Source organism: Modicisalibacter radicis (assembly GCF_900961225.1).
Taxonomy (GTDB): domain Bacteria; phylum Pseudomonadota; class Gammaproteobacteria; order Pseudomonadales; family Halomonadaceae; genus Modicisalibacter.
In genome coordinates this window covers 1-407 of record NZ_CAAHFN010000023.1, presented here as the reverse complement: position 1 = coordinate 407, position 407 = coordinate 1, and the positions used below count along the sequence as shown (strand labels likewise).

Below are 407 nucleotides of genomic sequence, written 5' to 3'. Positions count from 1 at the left end.
TCTGTGAACAGATGGGGGGAAACGGCGGTTCCACACCTTTATGTGATTGGGGAAGCTGCATGCACCGGCTTTCACGGTGCCAACCGTCTGGCAAGCAATTCTCTCTTGGAATGCATCGTCTTCGGAAGGAGAGCGGCGGAACGGATACAAGCTTATCAAAAACCTGAGCCTGTCAGAGGACAATCTCCTCTGCCTGAGGATGTGACATATTCTGTTCCCCTGACAGATGTGAAGGATATTCAAAAACACATGACAGATCATGTGGCGATCGTGCGAACGGAGGATGAATTGACGAAGGCGAAAGAATGGCTTGAGCGAGTGCCTTTTCAAATCATGAATGTGAAAGAAATCACAAAAGAACAGCTTGAATTAGCTCATTTATGGCAGACCGCCAAGCAGATGACGGC

Annotated in this window: 1 protein-coding gene; it reads left to right on the top strand. The window is 48.6% G+C overall.

The features are described from left to right. The coding region (locus HR9077_RS01550; protein WP_136064439.1) for an FAD-binding protein at nt 1-407 on the top strand (407 nt) is incomplete at both ends.